The sequence below is a fragment of the Phenylobacterium sp. genome, from assembly GCF_046290725.1.
Classification (GTDB): Bacteria; Pseudomonadota; Alphaproteobacteria; order Caulobacterales; family Caulobacteraceae; genus Phenylobacterium.
Genome location: NZ_JBKBUH010000001.1, coordinates 1 through 17750 on the forward strand (window position 1 = coordinate 1; position 17750 = coordinate 17750).

Annotated in this window: 16 protein-coding genes and 1 rRNA gene; 5 read left to right on the forward strand and 12 right to left on the reverse strand. The window is 68.7% G+C overall.

Features of this window, described 5'->3' with window-relative positions; translation table 11 throughout:
* From ACK41C_RS00005 to ACK41C_RS00015, 3 genes are all read right to left on the reverse strand, one after another.
* Positions 1-446 (reverse strand): 16S ribosomal RNA (locus ACK41C_RS00005); the annotation flags it as partial.
* A gap of 1206 nt (positions 447-1652) precedes the next feature.
* Positions 1653-2081: a CBS domain-containing protein gene (locus ACK41C_RS00010; protein WP_409648769.1), complete on the reverse strand. Its 429-nt coding sequence runs from the start codon at positions 2079-2081 to the stop codon at positions 1653-1655.
* 63 nt (positions 2082-2144) lie between these two features.
* Positions 2145-2792, reverse strand: a complete 648-nt coding sequence (locus ACK41C_RS00015) for a rhomboid family intramembrane serine protease (protein ID WP_409648772.1) — start codon at positions 2790-2792, stop codon at positions 2145-2147.
* 141 nt (positions 2793-2933) lie between these two features.
* On the opposite strand from ACK41C_RS00015, the gene hfaA reads away from it, so the two are divergent.
* The 4 genes from hfaA (at position 2934) to ACK41C_RS00035 (ending at position 8481) form a co-directional block, all read left to right on the forward strand.
* The gene (gene hfaA, locus ACK41C_RS00020) at positions 2934-3374 is read left to right on the forward strand and encodes a holdfast anchoring protein HfaA (protein WP_409648774.1); all 441 of its coding nucleotides are present in this window, start codon (positions 2934-2936) and stop codon (positions 3372-3374) included.
* On the forward strand, positions 3364-4362 hold the full coding sequence (hfaB, locus tag ACK41C_RS00025) for a holdfast anchoring protein HfaB (protein WP_409648777.1): 999 nt from the start codon (positions 3364-3366) through the stop codon (positions 4360-4362). Before hfaA ends, hfaB begins: the two co-directional genes overlap by 11 nt.
* Positions 4292-5524, forward strand: coding sequence for a holdfast anchor protein HfaD (gene hfaD, locus ACK41C_RS00030; protein WP_409648780.1), 1233 nt, complete (start codon positions 4292-4294; stop codon positions 5522-5524). Before hfaB ends, hfaD begins: the two co-directional genes overlap by 71 nt.
* 83 nt (positions 5525-5607) lie before the next feature.
* Positions 5608-8481: a M16 family metallopeptidase gene (locus ACK41C_RS00035; RefSeq protein ID WP_409648783.1), complete on the forward strand. Its 2874-nt coding sequence runs from the start codon at positions 5608-5610 to the stop codon at positions 8479-8481.
* 4 nt (positions 8482-8485) lie between these two features.
* Here the strand turns inward: ACK41C_RS00035 and ACK41C_RS00040 are convergent, their stop codons facing one another.
* Positions 8486-9400, reverse strand: a complete 915-nt coding sequence (locus ACK41C_RS00040; RefSeq protein ID WP_409648786.1) for a M28 family peptidase — start codon at positions 9398-9400, stop codon at positions 8486-8488.
* A gap of 48 nt (positions 9401-9448) precedes the next feature.
* Positions 9449-10303 (reverse strand): hypothetical protein, encoded by an 855-nt coding sequence (locus ACK41C_RS00045; RefSeq protein WP_409648789.1) that lies wholly within the window; start codon positions 10301-10303, stop codon positions 9449-9451.
* A 183-nt stretch (positions 10304-10486) separates the two neighbouring features.
* On the opposite strand from ACK41C_RS00045, the gene ACK41C_RS00050 reads away from it, so the two are divergent.
* Positions 10487-11032, forward strand: coding sequence for a PAS domain-containing protein (locus tag ACK41C_RS00050; RefSeq protein WP_409648792.1), 546 nt, complete (start codon positions 10487-10489; stop codon positions 11030-11032).
* 4 nt (positions 11033-11036) lie between these two features.
* Here ACK41C_RS00050 and ACK41C_RS00055 read toward each other — a convergent pair whose 3' ends face one another.
* From ACK41C_RS00055 to ACK41C_RS00085, 7 genes are all read right to left on the reverse strand, one after another.
* The gene (locus ACK41C_RS00055) at positions 11037-11915 is read right to left on the reverse strand and encodes an NAD(P)H-hydrate dehydratase (protein ID WP_409648795.1); all 879 of its coding nucleotides are present in this window, start codon (positions 11913-11915) and stop codon (positions 11037-11039) included.
* Positions 11912-12700: a histidine phosphatase family protein gene (locus ACK41C_RS00060; RefSeq protein WP_409648799.1), complete on the reverse strand. Its 789-nt coding sequence runs from the start codon at positions 12698-12700 to the stop codon at positions 11912-11914. The genes ACK41C_RS00055 and ACK41C_RS00060 overlap by 4 nt, the downstream gene beginning before the upstream one ends.
* A gap of 48 nt (positions 12701-12748) precedes the next feature.
* Positions 12749-13711: an aldo/keto reductase gene (locus ACK41C_RS00065; protein ID WP_409648802.1), complete on the reverse strand. Its 963-nt coding sequence runs from the start codon at positions 13709-13711 to the stop codon at positions 12749-12751.
* A 72-nt stretch (positions 13712-13783) separates the two neighbouring features.
* Positions 13784-15436 (reverse strand): choline dehydrogenase, encoded by a 1653-nt coding sequence (locus tag ACK41C_RS00070; RefSeq protein ID WP_409648804.1) that lies wholly within the window; start codon positions 15434-15436, stop codon positions 13784-13786.
* Positions 15437-15540: 104 nt separating this feature from the next.
* Positions 15541-16323, reverse strand: a complete 783-nt coding sequence (locus ACK41C_RS00075; RefSeq protein ID WP_409648807.1) for an enoyl-CoA hydratase-related protein — start codon at positions 16321-16323, stop codon at positions 15541-15543.
* 52 nt (positions 16324-16375) lie between these two features.
* Positions 16376-17047 carry a glycerol-3-phosphate 1-O-acyltransferase PlsY gene (gene plsY, locus ACK41C_RS00080; protein WP_409648810.1) on the reverse strand — a complete coding sequence of 224 codons (672 nt, stop codon included), beginning with the start codon at positions 17045-17047 and terminating at the stop codon, positions 16376-16378.
* A 43-nt stretch (positions 17048-17090) separates the two neighbouring features.
* Positions 17091-17621, reverse strand: a complete 531-nt coding sequence (locus ACK41C_RS00085) for a gamma carbonic anhydrase family protein (RefSeq protein WP_409648813.1) — start codon at positions 17619-17621, stop codon at positions 17091-17093.
* Between the last annotated feature and the right edge of the window lie 129 nt (positions 17622-17750).

A 17750-nucleotide genomic window follows, 5' to 3' on the forward strand; every position in this document is an offset into this window, starting at 1 on the left:
CGGGGCTTCTTCTCCGGGTACCGTCATTATCGTCCCCGGTGAAAGAATTTTACAATCCTAAGACCTTCATCATTCACGCGGCATGGCTGCGTCAGGCTTTCGCCCATTGCGCAAGATTCCCTACTGCTGCCTCCCGTAGGAGTCTGGGCCGTGTCTCAGTCCCAGTGTGGCTGATCATCCTCTCAGACCAGCTATGGATCGTCGCCTTGGTGGGCCATTACCCCACCAACTAGCTAATCCAACGCGGGCCGCTCCAATGGCGATGAATCTTTCCCCCGAAGGGCACATACGGTATTAGCTGAAGTTTCCCTCAGTTGTTCCGTACCAAAGGGCACGTTCCCACGCGTTACTCACCCGTCCGCCACTCACCCGAAGGTGCGTTCGACTTGCATGTATTAGGCCTGCCGCCAGCGTTCGCTCTGAGCCAGGATCAAACTCTCAGGTTGAGTTGACATTGACTCCATTGCTTTGTCGGTTCCGGGCAGGAACCGACTGGCATTGGTCTACGTAGTTCTTGACGAGTTCCCATAACGACCGATCCCCGAGAGGACCGATTGTTCATGGTATTGTCTTCAAGAGACCGCAGATTACGTCAGCGTCGAGATGGTCTGGTTAGGACCATCGCTAGAGCGCCGCCGCCTGCGTTTCTCTTTCCAATTCAACGATGTCAAAGACCGTGACCGGCTATCGCCAGCCCCACTGTTTAGCGCCGGTGGCCGGCGGAGGCGGCTATCTAGTGGCCGTCCTCTTGGGTGTCAATCGGTCCTTTCGGACTTTTTTTGCGCCGGCCGGCGGAGCCGGTTTCGAGCACAAAAATCACCGCGGGCTGCCGAGGGGCTTCCCTCAAAGTCCGTAGCGATTCGATTGAGGCTCGGGAACCTACCCGCCATCTTCGAGAAGATCAAGAGCCTTTTTCAAGGCTTTCATTCGTCTCGCCGGCGGCGCGGGCCCCGATGAAGAGCGGCGTATCTAGTCGCCGTTCCTCGGAGAGTCAATCGGCTCTTTCGAGCTTTCGTCCGAAGTTCCGGATTGCTCCGGAAGGCTTCGAACCTCGCGACCTCGACGCCGGAAAGCCTGCTCCCCGGGGATCTTGGAGGCGGATCGAGCGACCCTCACCCATTTAGTATTTCAAAGAACGATTTCAAGAGCTTACGCCCTTGCCACCGAGGCCTTCCGGCCCTGCCCCCCGAAGAGGAGCGGCGTATCTAGTGGCCGCCTTCCTGGGAGTCAATCGGCTCTTTCGAGCTTTTTCCGAGCCGCCGGCGGATCGCTCCGCCCTCACCTCGGAAACGCTCCAGCCGGTCTGCGCGGGAGACTTGCGTCTCCGGGCTCACGGCAGGAGTCCGATCATCGCTGCGCCCAGAGATTCGAAACGAAAACAAGGGCTTGTAGCCCCGGATCTCCGTCCCGCACCGTTCCGGCCGCGAGCGAGGGGCGGCATATATCCGCGCCCTCCGCCCTCGGCAACCCCCTTGCGACAGTTTGGCGACCTTCTCTGTGTGCGGCCTGTGGAGAACTTGGCTTCGGACCTGTGTCGAGCCGGGAGGCGGCGCCTCATAGCGAGCGAGCGGGCTCGGCTGCGCCGAGCCTCGGGCCCCTCCGCCGCCCAGGTCGCCTGAGCCGTGGGCAGCTATAGAAGAGCGCCGTGCGCCTCAGCCCGTGGCGATATAGGCCTTCAGCCCGTCGGCCTCGGCTTCGACCTCGGTGATCTTCCACTTCACCAGGTCGCCGATGGAGACGATGCCCACCAGACGGTCGCCTTCGCAGACGGGCAGATGGCGGATCCGGCGGTCGGTCATGCGGCCCAGCAGGGCGTCGACGACTTCCCCGGGGTCGGCGAACACCACGTCCCGGGTCATGCAGGAAGAGACGGGCTGGTTCAGGGCCTGGGCGCCGGCCTCCGCCACCGCGCGGATCACGTCGCGCTCGGAGACGATGCCCACCACCCGGTCGCCATCCATCACCACCATGGCGCCCACCCGGCGGGAATGCAGCAGGGCGCAGACCGCGCCGACGGTCTCCGCCGGCGAGGCGGTGAAGACCAGGTCGCCCTTCGTCTTCAGGATTTGAGACACCAGCATGAAACGCCTTCTCCCTTATCCCCGAGAGGAAGGGTCGCTCAGGACGGCCAGGGAATCAATGTCCTAGTAGGATTGCGCACTCCGGCGGGCGCCGGCCATCCAGCCGAACAGGTCGATCAGGAAGAGCCCCGCCGCATAGCCGATGAGATGCGCCTCCCAGGCGATGGAGGCCTCACCCATGCCCGGCGCGATCCCCAATATGCCGAGCAGCAGGTTCACCCCCACCCAGGCGAGCGTCATGCCGATCACCGGCGGAGTGAGGAAGCCGCCCGGAACGCCGCGGCCGCCCAGAATCCGCACCGCCGCCCCCATCAGGCCCGAGACCGCGCCGGAGGCCCCGATCAGCAGCACGCCGCCGGCCGCATGCAGCCAGCCATAGCCGAGGCTCGCGAGCGCGCCGCACGCCAAGTAAAAAAGAAAGAAGAACGCCACGCCCCGTGGGCGCAGGCCGAAATACCGCGCCACCGGCGTACCGAAGGCCAGCGCGCCGGCCGCGTTCAGCAGCGCGTGCGCCCAAGCCCCGTGCAGGAACAGCGAGGTGATCGCCGTCTCCCATCGCCCGGCGGCGATGTCCTGCGGCGCGAAGGCGAAGGCGCCGATCAGCGCTTCCTGGTCCGTCGTCCGCTGCAGAGCGTAGCCGCCCACGATCACCGCCGCCAGCATCAGCGAGGTCCAGGGGGCGTTGAAGATCGGTTGGCGCTCGGCGCTCAAGGGCAGTCTCCGTTCCAAGGCGACATATCCCAATGCGCCTTAACCAATTCGCGAGGGTCTGGGCCTTAAATGACTCTGTCCAATTCTGGCACGGCCCCGCACAGGCGGCGCGCCGGGCCTTCATGCGGAGTCACGAGGACCATGGTCGCAGCTCCCTTTGCGGCACGACGCGCAATCTGGGCCGCCGCAGCCGCCGCGGCCGGGCTCGCCGCCCAGCCGGCGTGCGCCCAATACATGTCGACGAACTCCGCCGAGTTCAACGCCGGCTACGGCCGCATCTCCGGCCAGGAGAATCGGGCGGTCGACGTCAGCACCCGCGACGCCAACGGCAATCGGGTGATCATCGACGGCATCATCCAGACCGGCGAAGACCAGTCCAGCTTCGCCCGAGCCTGGGGCGCGGGGGATTCCTTCTCGGGCGTGGGCGCCTCGGGCGGCGGATCGACCGCCATCGGCAACAGCCTCGTGGTGGTCACGCAGGGCAGCTACAACACCGTCATCGTCAATTCGACCCAGATCAACAACGGGAACGTGACGGCCGGCGGCAAGGTCAACGGGGGCGTCGGGGACGATGACCAATAGGACTTTCCGCATCGGGGCGCTGCTCGGCGCCTCGGCGCTCGCCTTGTCGGCGTGCGCAACGCCGACGGCGGGCCCCGGCGGCAACTATGCGCGGACCATCGGCAATGCGCCGGTGACCGCCAATCCCACCCCCTACTCCCAGGCGCTCGTCTGCATGGCCGGCTATGCGCGCAACGCCCGCCTGGTGGCCCCGCGCATCGCTGTCGGCCGCATCGCCGACTACACCGGCAAGGCCGAATCCGACGGCTCGGGCCGCAAGATCACCCAGGGCGCCTCGCTGATGGCCATGTCGGCCTTCGCCAAGGCGGGCATGCCGCTCGTGGAGCGGTTCGACACCTCGGTCTCCGAACTGGAACTGAAGTACGCGAACAACAAGCTGATCTCGGACACGCCGAACCCAGCGCCTGATCAGCCCGCCGATTACCGCCGCATCCTCGCCGGCCAGGTGCCGGGCTCGGACTTCTACGTCGCCGGCGGCGTCACCGAGCTGAACTACAACATCCGCTCCTCCGGCTTCGACCTGGCGGCGGGCGACCCCGATCCTCAGGACGCCAAGGGCTCGTTCCGCGGGCGACTGTTCATCATGAACATCGGCCTGGACCTGCGGCTCATCAACACCCGCACGCTGGAGGTGGTGGACGTCATCTCCTACCAGAAGCAGGTGATCGGCCGTGAAGTCGGCGTCGGCTTCTTCGACTTCCTGAACGGCAACGTCTTCGACGTCTCCGCCGGCGCCGGCGCGCTGGAGCCCATGCAGCTCGCCGTGCGCAGCCTGGTGGAGCGCGCCGTGGTCGAGATGACCGCCAACCTCTACGGCATGCCCGGCCCGCAGGGCTGCCTCACCTCCGATCCCCTCGGCGGGACCGTGGGCCTGACCGGCGGCTACGTGCCGGCCTACGACAACCTGGGTACGAACAATGGCCAGACCCGCGCAGATCCTTCTCGTTGGAACGCTCGCCGCGATTCTGCCGTCCGGGGCCGCTATTAGTCAGACCGATCCGAGTTGGGTCCTGAACAACCAGGTCCAGCTCGGCGACGTCTTCTCCCAGCAGACCCTGAACGTCGTTGACGTCAGCGACCAGACCGTGGCCACGACCACGGCCACCGGCAACGCCTTTCAGGCGAACGCCGAGCTCAACGACGCCGACATGCGCTCGAACCAGTCGCTGCAGGGCAATGTGGCGGCCGACACCCGGGTGAACGTCACCGGCTATTCCGGCGACGCCGTGGTGCTGACCACCGCGGCTTCCGGCAACACCGGCCACGCCGGCGCCTACGGCGCCACCATGACCGGCGTCTACACCCAGATCACCGGTCAGACCTCGGTCTCCGCGCACAGCCATGTCGAGGCCCCCTCCGGCTCGGCGGGCAATGTCGATTCGGTGGTCCAGGCGGTCGGCAACAGCCAGTCTTTCGGCCTGGGCTACGCCTCGGCCGGCGTCCGCGCCAACCAGACCAATGAGGCGTCCGTCACCTCCGACGGCGGCGGCGTCTACGGCTACGTCTCGGGGATCGCCAGCTTTACGGCGACCACCTCAGGCAACGACGTCTCGCTCTCGGGCGAAAACCTGTCGGCGGCGCGCATGGCCGTCTCCCAGACCAACGCCGCCGCCTTGACCCAGGCCGCTCAGTTCACCGCCTTCGGGAATGTCCAGGAGAGCGTCACCGGCGCCACCGTGGCGGGGAACAACGTCACCGCCCACAACGAGGGTCCGCTGCTCGACGTGGCCTCGCAGCAGACGAACCAGTCTTACGTCCGCGCCCAGAGCTCCGGCGCGGCTTATTTGTTCGGCGCGGCGACGGCTTCGGCCTACGGCGTCGGCAACAGCCTGTCTGCCGGCGCGGTCGGCGGCGAACTCGTGCTCGACACCGTTCAGATCAACGACGGCGGTGGGGTCGAGGCCCTGGCGGCCTTCTCCGGAACCGAAGGCTACGACGCCCGCACCAGCGCCACGGCGATGGGCAACTCCATCACCGGCTACGCCTGTTCCGACTGCGGCGGCCGCATGACGGTCGGCAACAGCCAGACCAACTATTCCGACGTCGGCGCCCAGAGCACGGTGGAGATCGCCGGCTCCGGCCGATCGGTGCAGAGCGTCTCGACCGCGGTGGGCAACAGCGCCACCTACTATGTGACCCGCCCGGAATAGGCCAAGCTTCGCCGGAATCGCGCCTTGCCGACGCCACGGGCGGCGGCGCATCTTGGCCGACCATTTCGAACCCAGGCCGTTGAATGATCCGCCGTCTCGGCGCGCTTGCCGCGCTCGTCGCCGCCCTGGCGCTTTCCAGCTGCGCCTCGGGGATTTCGCTTCCCAAGCTCCCCACCATCGACCGCGCGCCGGCCGCCGCCGCGGCGCTGCAGCCCGGCGAGTGGCCCCAGGCCCGCAGCGACCTCGCCCCCGATCCGGACGTCCGGTTCGGCGCCTTGCCCAACGGAATGCGCTACGCCATCCGCCGCCAGACGATCCCGCCGCACCAGGCGGCGATCCGCCTGCGCTTCGACGCCGGGTCCCTGATGGAGGCCGATGACCAGCAGGGCCTCGCCCACTTCCTCGAGCATATGGCCTTCAACGGCTCGGCCGCGGTGCCGGAAGGCGAGATGATCAAGATCCTCGAGCGGCTGGGCTTGGCCTTCGGCGCCGACACCAACGCCTCCACCAGCTTTGACGAGACCATCTACAAGCTCGACCTGCCCCGCACAGATGAGCAGACGGTCGACACCGCCCTCATGCTGATGCGGGAGACTGCGGGAAATCTCACGCTGGACCAGGGCGCCATCGACCGCGAGCGCGGCGTCGTGCTGTCCGAGGAGCGCACCCGCGACACCCCAGCCTACCGCATCTATCAGCAGCGGCTGGAGTTCTTCCTGAAGGGCCAGTTGCCGCCCAAGCGCTATCCCATCGGCCAGGTGGAGGTGCTTCAGACCGCGCCAGCCCCCCGGTTCCGCGACTTCTACGAGAAATACTACCGCCCCGAGCGCGCCGTGCTGGTCGCCGTCGGCGACTTCGACCTCGACGCCATGGAAGCCAAGATCAAGGCCCGCTTCGGGGACTGGTCCGTGGCCGCGCCGCCCGGCCCCGACCCGGACCTGGGCGCCGTCGCGCGGCGCGGAGCCGAAGCGAAGATCGCCATAGAACCGGGCGCGCCGGTTTCGCTCCAGATCGCCTGGGTCCGGCCGCCCGACCGGAGCTTCGACACCTTCGCCAAGCGTCGGCGCGAGGTGGTCGAGCGGCTGGGCTACGCGGTGCTGAACCGGCGCATGCAGCGGCTGGCCCGCGGCCAGGAGCCGCCCTTCCTTTCGGCCGTGGCCTTCAAGGGCGATCAGTTCGCCGCCGCAGAGATCGCCAGTGTGGTGGTCAATACCGAGCCGGAGCGTTGGCGCGAGGCGCTCACCGCCATCGAACAGGAACAGCGCCGCGCGGTACGGCACGGCGTGCGCCAAGATGAGCTGGACCGGGAGATCGCCGAATACCGCACCGCCCTGCAAGCCCAGGCGGCCGGAGCGGCGACGCGGACGCCCGCGGCCCTGGCCGGCGAGATCGTCAATTCCCTGGTGGACGATCGGGTGGTCACCAGCCCCGCGCAGCAGCTCGCCCGGTTCGAAGAGATCGTGAAGGATCTGAAGGCGCAGGATGTCTCGGCCGCCCTGTCCAAGGCTTTCGACGGCGAGGGGCCGTTGATCTTCATGGCGGCTCCCAGGCCGATCGCCGGCGGCGAGGCGGCGCTGCTCGCCGCCTTCGAGACCTCCCGCAAAGTCGAGGTGACCCCTCCGGCGGCCCCCTCGGAAGTCGCCTGGCCCTATGACAGCTTCGGTCCGCCCGGCGCGGTGGCGGAGACGCGGGAGATCGCCGACCTCGACGCCGTCTTCGTCCGCTTCGGCAACGGCGTCCGCCTGACGGTGAAGCCCACCCGCTTCAAGGACGACGAGGTCCTGGTGCGGGTGAACATCGGCCGCGGCCGCATCGACCTGCCGACGGGCCGGCCCAACCTGACCTGGGCGGGCAACGCCTTCATCGAGGGCGGCCTCCAGCAGATCAGCGCCGAGGACCGCGAGCGCGTGCTAGCCTCGCGGGTCTATGGCGCCAATTTTGGCGTGGCCGACGACGCCTTCGTGCTCTCCGGCTACACCCGCCCGGAGGATCTGGAGGTGCAGATGCAGGTGCTGGCGGCCTACGCCTCCGAACCGGCCTGGGGTGCGGAAGCCTTCCAGCGGCAGAAGAACGCGCGCACCACCCTGCACGACCAGTACGAGGCCACGGTCGGCGGCGTCGTCGCCCGAGACCTTTCCGGCCTGCTGCACGGCGGCGATCCCCGCTGGGCCGCCCCAAGCCGCGAAGACATCGCCGGGGCCCGCCTGGAAGCCTTCCGCGACGATCTCGCCCCTCGCCTGACGCAGGGCGAGATTGAAGTCGTGATCGTCGGCGACACCACGGTGGAGAAGGCGACCGCCGCGGTCGCCGCCACGTTCGGCGCCCTGCCCCCGCGACCGCAGGCCCCGCCCGCCCCGCCGGAGGCGCTGCAGGTCGACCTGCCCAAGCCTTCCGCGACGCCGGTGGTGCGCACTCACAAGGGCCGTCCCGACCAGGCGGCGGGCTACGTGGTCTGGCGCGCCGCCGACTTCTACGCCGACCCACAGCTGGCGCGGGACAATTCCGTCCTGGCCCAGGTGCTGAACCTGCGCCTGATCGAGGAGCTGCGCGAAGGTCAGGGCGCCACCTACGCCCCGAGCGCCGGTTCGAACCACAGCCTGGTCTGGCCCGGCTGGGGGTATCTGGCGGCCGCCGTCGAGGTGCCGCCGGCCAAGCTGCCGGAGTTCTTCGCCGATGTACGCAAGATCGCGGCCGATCTCCGGACCCGGGAAATCTCGGAGGACGAGCTCGGTCGCGCCAAGCAACCTCGCCTGGAGCAGCTGGAGAAGGCGCGCGAGACCAACGGCTACTGGCTGGCGGAGCTTTCGGGCGCCCAGGCCGATCCTCGCCGGCTCGACGCCATCCGGGCCCTGATCCCCGGCGTCGCCCGCATCACCCCGGCCGACGTCCGCCGCGCGGCAGAACGCGTGCTGCGTGACGACAACATGTGGATGTTCGAGGTGCGGCCGGAGAGATAACGCCCTAGCGCCCGGCCTCCCGGGCGATGGCGTCCAATTCGCTGTCGAACAGCCGGGCTGCGGCGACCACCGTGGCGACGGACCGTAGGAAGAAGTCCTGCGGCACGGTTTCGAAGTCGTCCGTCGGGCGGTGGTACTGCGGATGGTCCTCGACGCCGAGATAGATCCACGGGACGCCCGCCTGGTGGAACGCGAAGTGGTCCGACTGGGTGGTCCAGTCGTCCTGGCCCTGCCACGGAGGCCCGTCATGGCCCTGGCGCAGGGTGACCGCCGCCCTCCGAGCCAGCCGGTCCAGCCGTGGCTTCATCCAGGGGAAGTGATGGCCGCCGGCGACGTAGAGTTCACCCTTGTCGCTCTTGCTGACCATATCGAGGTTGAGGTTGATGGCGATCCGCGCCAGCGCGACCGGCGGTTGGGCCACAAAGCTGTGGGCCCCGCGTTGCCCGACCTCCTCGGCGTCCAGCAGGGCGAAGACGGTGGTGTGGACCGGAGGCCGGCGCTTGAACTCCTCGGCCACAGCCAGCAGCGCCGCCACGCCCGAAGCGTTGTCGTCGGCGCCGTTGAACACCTCCCCGTCTCGCACGCCCAGATGATCGTAGTGCGCCGTGATCACCTGCACCCTATCGCTTCGGCCGGTTCCCTCGACCTTGGCGACGAGATTGATCCCGGTGTGCGGCCGCCCCTCCCGTTCGAAAACGAAGGGATGCTCGAAGCGCTCATGGGCGGGCTCCAGCCCCAGGGCCTGCAATCTGCCAAGCAGATAGGCGCGCGCCTTGGCTGCGCCTTCCGTTCCGGTCGCCCGCCCCGCCATGTCGTCGGCGGCCAGGATGCGCAGATCTCTTAGGGCCGGCGGCTCCCCATGGGCGCAGCCGGCAAGGAGGACGAGGATCGCCGCGCAAGCCGCATGGCAAAAACGCATCACGGAAATTCCGACGCTGAGATCGCGCCGCGGGACCGGCGCCGATCCCTAGTAGACCGTGCCGCCGACCCCGCCGTCCAGGCTCATGCTGGTGACGACCGTGCTCTCCGAGCGTTCCTCCTCCTCGCGGTAGGCGGTGTAGGTCTCGGTCTCGACGATGGTCAGGATCTTCACGCCCGCACCGAACCGGCGCAGCAGCGACCGCTCGAAGCAATTCCGCTGCGGCGTCGCCGGCCGGCAGGAGACTTGGCCGTCGCGCCCGCGATAGAGCGCATCGCCCTTGCGGCAGGCCAGCGTCTTGCCGCCGGAGAACTCGATCTTGCCGTCGTATTCGGCCAGCGTCGCCTGCAGCCAGGTGCCGGACATGCAGCGATAGAGCTCGCCTTCGAAGCCTTCGGCGATGTCGCGGTCGGGGCTGATCTGCGAAGCCGGGTGCGGCACCTGGCGCGCATCGATGCAGACGGCCTGGATGACGATCCGCTTGGTGCGCGTGCGGGTCGCCTGATAGGCCACCCGCTTCATGCGCTTGGGCCCTTCGACGTTCAGCTGCACAACGCCGGTGGCCATGGGCGGCACATAGCCGCCGCCGCCGCCGCCGCCGCCGTAGAAGACCGCGCTGGCGCCCGCCCCGGCTCCGGATCCGGCGCGTGCATTGGCGACCGCGATGCTGACGTTGGAGACGTGCACGTTCACGCTGGGCGGCCGCGGCGCCTCGCAGCACGGCGGCGAGGGCGGAGGGGGCGGCGGAGGCGGCTGGCAGCAGGGGGGCGTCGGCGGCTGGCAGCACGGCGGCGGAGGCGGCGGCGCGCAGCACTGGGCTGCGGCCGGCTCCGGCGCGGCGCCGGCCAGGATCAGGAGGCCGAAGCCGAGCAACAGCCCCAAAAGGCTTGGACGCGTCTTCATGGGCGGCCCCTCCAAAGGCCTTCGGGCGGATTTCGCCGCCGGATTCTGCGTCAGTAGAGCCGGCCCGGCTTAAGATTCTCTAAGCTTAAGCGCGTGCCGTTCCGGCACATCGGCCCGCTGGCGCCGATTTCCCTGCAAGCTGGATGCGGGCCGCCCCTGGCCCATAACCGGAGCTTGAATGGGATGACGCGGTTCCATTCGAACACTCAGAGGCTGATCGACTACTGGCGGGAGCTAGGCGCCGATAGCCGTCCGCCGCGCCGCGAGGCCGTCGATCCGTCGCATTTCGCGCGCCTCGCGCCGCAGGTCTTCATGCTGGGCCGCATTGCGCCGGGTCTGTATCCGGTACGCTTGGCCGGCGGTCTGGTGACCGAGTTGCACGCCGATCCGCTGCGCGGCCGCAACCTGCTGTCGCTGTTCCGCGAGCGCGACCGCTTCCTCCTGCAGACCGCGCTGGAGACCGCGCGCCGCCGGCCCGAGCCGGTCGTGGCGACCGTCCAGGCCGTCACGGAGGACGGCGCGGCCCTTCCGCTGGAGCTGCTGTTCGCGCCGCTGGCCGGCGAGCCGGAGCGGTTCTTCGGCCTCTATCAGCCGCTGGCCATGGTCTCGCGCCTGGACGAGCGGCCGATCCGCGAATTCGCCCTGGGGGCCTTGCAGGGGGTCGGCCCCGCCAACGAAGAGACGCCGCGCCTGCGCCTGGCCACCCTGGGCGGTCGACGGGTGGCTTGACGCCTTAGGGTGGGGGACCTGTCTCCGCCAGCACGCGTGGCAGCTCGCCCAGGATCTCGCGGGCCAGGAAGCCCATCGGGCCGATGCGCTCGCCCAGGCGCTCGCCGGCCTGCCCGTGCAGCCAAACGCCCCACAGGGCGGCTTCCACGGGAGCCGCGCCCCGCGCCATAAGACCGCCGATCGCGCCCGCCAGCACATCGCCCGACCCGCCGGTCCCCAGCCCGACGGCGCCGCCACGATGGATCCAGGCGCGTCCATCCGGCGTGACGATCCAGGTGTCCCGGCTCTTGAGCGCCACCACTGCCTGGAAGCGCGCCGCCGCCGCGCGCGCCGCCGCCGCCGGATCGGCGAGCACATCCTCCAGGCGGGCGCCGCTCAGCGCGGCCATTTCGCCCGGGTGCGGCGTCAACACCAGGCGCCCAGCGGCGCGGGCCGCCCGCCCATCTTGGCGCAGCGCCGTCATTGCGGCGGCGTCGAGCAAATAGGCGCTGTCCGGCGCCCCTTCCATTATTCGGGCCGTCAGGGCGCCCGCAGCCGCATCATCGATCATGCCCGGCCCGATCAGAACCGCGTCGCAGCGGCGGGCCGCCTCGGTCAAGGCTTCGGCGGCCTCGGGCGAGAAGTCGCCTTCACCCGCCACGGTCAGGACCCGTGCCTCGGGCATCGCCATGGCCAGCGCCAGGGCGAAGCGCTCCGTCGCGGCGAACTGCAACTTTCCGGCGCCTACGCGGAGCGCCGCTTCGCCCGTCAGCAAGGCTGCGCCCGGCACCTCCGCCCCGCCGGCGACCACCAGGACCCGCCCTCGAGTATCCTTGTCGCCGCGCGGGCCGAGGCTCGGCAGGGGCATGGTGCGGAGAAGGTCGGCGTCGACCGTCTGGCTCATCGGGCGGCCACCGGCGCATCCGGCTCGGCCGTGATCGCGGCCCCCGCGGCCCGTAGCGGCGCGACGTAGTTGTAGCGGATCAGACGCAGCGCGCCGTCCAGCCCCTCGTCCCGGTCGAAGACGTATTCCGTGACTCCGCAGTTGGCGACGTCGCCTTCGGCGTCGATCTTCAGGATTTCCGCCTCGGAGAGGTTCTCCAGAAGATATCGGAAGCAGAGCACCACCACCTGGTGCGCGACGATCAGCACCCGCCGGCCGCCGTGGTGCAGGCCGATGGTGTCCAACGCGCTTCGCAGCCGAAGGATGACGTCGCACCAGCTCTCCCCGCCGGGGGGCCGATGATAGAACTTGCCCAGAACCGCCCGGAACTCGGCCTGGTCGGGATGGTGCTCGCGAATGCCAAGCGTCGTCAGGCGATCGAGGATGCCGAATTCCCGTTCCCGCAGCCGCTCGTCGACGCAGTGGATCGAGGCGCCAGGCGCCAGTCCGCCGGCCCTCGCCACAGCCATCGTCGTCTGCTTCGCCCGCACGTAGGGCGACGACAGCGCCACTTCCGGACGTTCGCTCTCGGGCAGGTCGGCGAACCATCGCCCCAGAGCCTGCGCCTGCTGCTCCCCCAGGGGGCTGAGCGGCACGTCGACGTCCCGCGCCTCGATCTCGATCCGCGCCAGCCCCGCCGCCCGCGCCGCGTCGCGCGCGACGTTGCCCGCACTCTCCCCATGACGAACGATCCAGAGCCGAGCAGGCCAGTTCAGGGCCCCGTCGGCTCCCTTGCCAAACACCATGCCGAACCTCCGCCGCTCCTAACGCGGCGCATGGCGGCCTGGCTCCGGCTACGCCGCTGCGGGAGCCGGCGCAGACGCCTCGTCGAGCGTCTTCAGGTCGTCGCCCGACAGCACGAGCCGCGCCGCGCCGGCAAGCTCCTGCAGCTGCGCCACGCTGGTCGCCGAGGCGATGGGGCCGGTGAGGCCCGGCTGGGCCATCACCCAGGCCAGGGCGACCTGGGCCGGCGTGGCGCCCCTGGCGGAAGAAACCTGGTCGAGCGCTTTCAAGATGCGCAGCCCGCGGTCGTCGAGATAGCGCTTCACCCCGCGTCCTCGCGGGCTCTTCGTCAGGTCCGCCTCCGACCGGTACTTGCCGGTCAGGAAGCCGGAGGCGAGGCCGTAATAGGGGATCACCCCGACCTCGTTCTCGATGCAGACCTGCTGCAGCCCGCCCTCGAAGCCGGCGCGATCATAGAGGTTGTAGAGCGGCTGCTCGGAGTTGTAGCGGGCCACGCCCAGCCGTTCGCTGGTCTCCAGCGCCGATTTCAAACGGTCGGACGTGAAGTTGGAAGAGCCGATCGCCCGCACCTTTCCCGCCTTGATCAGGCGGTCATAGGCCTCCAGCGTCTCTTCTTGGGGAGTGTCGGGATCGTCCCTGTGCGACTGGTAGAGATCGATGACATCGGTCTGCAGGCGCTTCAGCGAAGCCTCCACCGCTTCTCCGATATACTTGGCCGAGAGGCCCTTCATCCCCTCGCCCATCTCCGAACCGACCTTGGTCATCAGCACGATCCGATCGCGCTTGCCGGTCGCCTTCAGCCAATTGCCGATCACCGTCTCGGACGCGCCGCCCCCCGCCGGAGCCCAGCGCGAATAGACGTCCGCCGTGTCGACCGCGTTGAGGCCCGCATCCACGAAGGCGTCGAGGATGGCGAAAGAGGTCTTCTCGTCCGCCGTCCAGCCGAACACATTGCCGCCCAGCACCAGGGGCGCGATCCGTAGCTCCGAACGTCCGAGCCTGCGCATTTCCATGGCGTTCTCCCAATCTCTCTAATCAATGCCCCAGCGGAGCACCGATCGGGAGGAGCCGCAATGGAAAGCCGGTCAGGCCGCTTGCTGCGCGTCCTCGTGCACCGGAGCGTCCTCCGCCGGCAGCGCCGCGCGGCCGCGGATCATGTCGGCGGCCTTCTCGGCGATCATGATGGTCGGGGCGTTGGTGTTGCCGCCCACCAGGGTCGGCATGACCGAGGCGTCCACCACGCGCAGGCCGGCGATCCCGCGCACCTTCAGCTCGGCGTCGACCACGGCCATCTCGTCCGTCCCCATCTTGCAGGTGCCGACCGGGTGGTAGATCGTCTCGGCGTGCTTGCGGATCCAGGCGTCGATCTGCTCGTCGCTTTCCACGTCCTTGCCCGGGAACAGCTCTTCGGAGCGATAGGGGTCGAGCGCCGGCTGGGCCGCCACCTTGCGCATCATCTTCACGCCTTCGCGCAGGGCGCGGCGATCTTCCTCGGCCGAGAGGTAGTTGGCGAAGATCGCCGGGTCGGCGGTCGGATCGGCCGACTTCAAACCCACCCGCCCGCGGCTTTCGGGGCGCAGCTGGCAGACGTGGAAGGTGAAGCCGTCCTTCTCCACCTGGACCTTGCCGTGATCCTGCATCACCGCCAGCACGGTGTGGATCTGCAGGTCCGGCCGATCGAGATCGGGGCGCGATTTCAGGAAGGCGCCGGACTCCAGGAACTGCTGGCGCCCCATGCCCTTGCCGAAGAAGGCGTAGTTCATGCCGATCAGCAGGGTCTTCACGAGGCCCCTGCGCAGGGAATAGGCGGTGATCGGCTGGGGGCACTCCCAGGACATGGTCACGTCGAGGTGGTCCTGCAGGTTGGCGCCGACGCCCTTCAGCGCCTGGACCACCGGAACGCCGTGCTTCTGCAGCTCCTCCGGATCGCCAATCCCCGACAGCTGCAGGATGTGCGGCGACTGCACGGCCCCGGCGCAGAGCAGGACCTCGCGACCGGCCGCGACCACCGTCTTCTGGCCGGTCTTCGCGTCCACATATTCGACGCCGGTCGCACGGCCGTCCTCCACCACGATGCGGCTGGTGCGCGCGCCGGTGAGGCAGGTGAGGTTCGGTCGGGTAAGGGCCGGATGCAGGTAGGCCCGCGCCGCGCTCCAGCGCTGGCCGTCGCGGATGGTGAGCTGATATGGGCCCCAGCCCTCCTGCTGGAAGCCGTTGAAGTCCGCGGTGACAGGGTGCCCCGCCTGCTTCCCCGCCTCGACTGTGGCGAAATAGATCGGGTTGGGCGTCGAGGCCTTGGAGACGTAGAGCGGTCCCTCGCCGCCGTGCCAGTCGTCGGCGCCGCCTTCGAAGGTCTCCGAGCGTTTGAAATAGGGCAGCACGTCCCGATAGGACCAGCCGGCTAGGCCCATCTGCCGCCACTGGTCGTAGTCCCGCGCATGGCCGCGGATATAGATCATGCCGTTGATCGACGAGGACCCGCCCCACCCCTTGCCCCGCGGCCACCAGAGCTTGCGGTTGTCGAGGTTGGGCTCTTCTTCCGTCCAGAAGCCCCAGTTGTAGGGGCCTTGCTTGCCGATCAGGGCGCCGACGCCGGCCGGCATCTTCACCAGGATGGAGGAATCCTTGCCGCCGGCCTCGAGCAGCAGCACCCGGACGTTCGGATCCTCGGTCAGCCGGTTGGCCAGCACGCACCCGGCGGAACCCGCCCCGATGATCACATAGTCGTACTGAGCCATGGCGTCGCCGTCCCCTGAACGCTGTTTAGTTGTCCGAACACTGGCCGGATCGCCTGACATAAATCAAGCGCAAGAATGACGCCGGCGTCATCTTTGTAGACGCCCTACCGGCCTTTCCACTGCGGGGCGCGCTTCTGGGCGAAGGCCATCGGCCCCTCCACGAAATCCTCGGACTTGAAGAGTGCGGCGACCGCCGGATAGCGGTTCTGGCCCTTGATCGCGGCCTCCAGGGTCGGCTCGTCGAGGCCCTTGTAGACCGCCTCCTTGGAGGCTCGGATCGACATCGGGGAAAGCTCGGCGATCTGCGCGGCCCACCGGCGGGCCGCCGCCATCAGCTCGCCCGGCGCCGCCACCTCGTTCACGAAGCCGAGTTCGTAGCCTTCCTGCGCCGAAACCCGGCGGCCGGTCAGGATCATGCCCAGCGCCCGCTTGGTCCCGATGGCCCGCGGCAGCCGGTGCAGACCGCCGGCCAGCGCCGCCAGGCCCACCCGCGGCTCTGGCAGGGCGAAGGTGGCGGTCTCAGAAGCGATGATGATGTCGCAGGCAAGCGCGATCTCGAATCCACCGCCCATGGCCACGCCGTTCACCGCGGCGATCAGCGGCTTCGTCAGGTCGAACCGCGAGGTCAGCCCCGCGAAACCCGACGGCGGGGAGGTCATCGAGCCGCCCATCGCCTGATGCTTCAGGTCGTTGCCGGCCGAAAAGGCCCGCTCGCCCGCGCCGGTGACGATCCCCACCCACTGGTCCGGGTCGGCGGCGAAGGCGTCGAACGCCTCGTGCAGCTCGAAGTGGGCCGGCGAGTGCAGGGCGTTCATCACGTCCGGCCGATTCAGCGTGAAGACGGTGACCGGCCCTTCGCGCTCCACCTTGATGAACTCGTAGCCCATGGCGTCCTCCCATCGTTGTCCGCGGGACGCTGGCGAGGCGCCGCTACGTCCGTCAAGCTGGGCCGGGTCCGCTTCGCCCCAGGCGCGGCTCCACCCCGGCCAGCAGCCGTCCGATATTGGCGCGATGACGGACGATCACGTAGAGGCCGCCGCCGATCACCAGCAGCCGGTAGGGCGTCGGGTGGTCCAGGATGCAGATCAGCGCGATGGCCGCCAAGGGGCCCAGGATCGAGCCCAGGGACACGATCCGGAACGTCGCCACCACCGCGCCGAACACCGCCGCAGCGCCCAGGCCGACGGGCCAGGACATCGCCAGCAGCACGCCCAACCCCGTCGCCGCCGACTTGCCGCCGGTGAAGCCCAGCCAGATCGAGCGGGCGTGCCCGACCAGGGCGGCGAGCCCCGCCAGGGCCACGGCCCAGGGCGTCAGCGTCTGCGCGTCCAGTCCTACCGGGGGCGCGGGGGCGCCGAGGGTGTAGAGCCACGGATAGAACCAGCCCGCAAACCCCACCGCAGCCGCGCCCTTCAGCAGGTCCACCAGCAGCACCGCCAAGGCGGGCCACATGCCGAGCGTGCGCAACACGTTGGTCGCACCGGTGGACCTGGAGCCCACCTCGCGAATGTCGATTCCCTTGAGCAGCTTCCCGGTCAGATAGCCGGTGGGCGTGGAGCCCAGGAGATAGGCGACGGCCAGTCCCGCCGCGCCCGCCATCCAGAAGATCATCCGTATGCCCCCCCCCCCGTCCTGCTCCGGGTTTCCGGCGCGCCTAGCCCGCCGGCCTCAGTTCGCGCCGGTAGCGCTTCCAGTTCTCCACATAGTGCATGGCGCCGGCGGCCATGATGCGGGCCTGTTCCGGCGAGAGCTCGCGAACCACCTTGCCCGGCGCGCCCATGACCAGGGAATTGTCGGGGATCTCCTTGCCCTCGGTGATCAGACAGTTGGCGCCGATCAGGCAATTCTTCCCGATCTTCGCCCCGTTCAGAACGATCGAGCCGATCCCCACCAGCGAGCCGTCGCCGATGGTGCAGCCATGCAGCATCACCATGTGGCCGATGGTGACGTTGGCGCCGATGGTGAGCGGCGAGCCGGAGTCGGTGTGCAGCACGCTGCCGTCCTGGACATTGGAGTTCTCGCCAACCACGATGGGATCGTTGTCGCCGCGAAGCGTGGCGCCCCACCAGACCGAAGCGTTCTTCTTCAGAATCACGCGGCCCATCACGGCGGCCGTCGGCGCGATCCAGTATTCGTCTTCTCCAGGCAGCTCGGGCGCCACATCGCCCAAGTTATACACACTCATCCGCACACCCCGTTTCTTGCAGCGAATGCCGCATTTAACCGTTCATAAAGCACGACTAGCATCATTCTAGTCGGGCGATTCGAGGGGGCGAAAGCCTTCCTGCGTCCCGCCAGGCGTCGATCATCGGCG